The sequence below is a fragment of the Burkholderia sp. BCC1640 genome, from assembly GCF_902833125.1.
Taxonomy (GTDB): Bacteria; Pseudomonadota; Gammaproteobacteria; order Burkholderiales; family Burkholderiaceae; genus Burkholderia; species Burkholderia diffusa.
This window is the reverse complement of the sequence record NZ_CADFEF010000110.1, coordinates 1-740: the sequence shown is the minus strand read 5'-3', so window position 1 is coordinate 740 and position 740 is coordinate 1. Positions and strand designations below refer to the sequence as shown.

1 protein-coding gene is annotated in these 740 nt (G+C 73.4%); it reads right to left on the bottom strand.

All coding sequences use genetic code 11. The features are described from left to right. The coding region (locus tag HWX25_RS32700) for a condensation domain-containing protein (protein WP_175912723.1) at positions 1–740 on the bottom strand (740 nt) is incomplete at both ends.

The following is a 740-nucleotide window of genomic DNA, read 5'->3' as shown; positions in this document are numbered from 1 at the left end:
AGCCCGATGCGCTCGCCCACCGACACGCCCAGCGTGAGGTCGAACTGCGCGGCGCTGCGCTGGCTGCCGAACGGGCTCAGGCGCAGCGTGTCGGCCACGCGCCGCTCGGTGGCGCCCTGCTGCACGTCGTAGTTGAACATCGCCTGGAACAGCGGCGTCTGGCTCGCCACGCGCTGCGGCTGCAGGGCCTCGACGATGCGCGCGAACGGCACGTCCTGGTTGGCCTGCGCGTCGAGCACGCGCTGCCGGACCTGGGCCAGCAGCGCCTCGAACGGCAGCGCGCCCGACAGCTCGGCACGGATCACCGCCGTGTTGACGAAGAAGCCGATCAGCGGCTCGATCTCGATCCGCTCGCGCCCGCCCAGCGGGATCCCGACGCGGATGTCGCGCTGCCCGCCGTAACGATGCAGCAGCGCGTGGAAGGCCGCCAGCAGGGTCATGAACAGCGTCGCGTCATGATGGCGCGCATAAGTCTGAAGGGCATCGGCCAGCGCCCGGTCCAGCTCCGCGCCGACCTGGCCGCCGAGGCCGTCGCGCCGGGCCGGCCGTGGCCGGTCGGCGGGCAGCTCCAGCACCGGCTGCTCGTCGCCGAGCGTGTCGCGCCAGTAGTCGAGCTGCGCCTCGAGCACGCCCGCGTCGAGCGATTCGTGCTGCCAGACCGCGTAGTCGGTGTACTGCACCGGCAGCGCGGGCGCATAGGCGCCGGCGTCGCCGCGCACCGCCGCCTCGTAGGCGGCGCT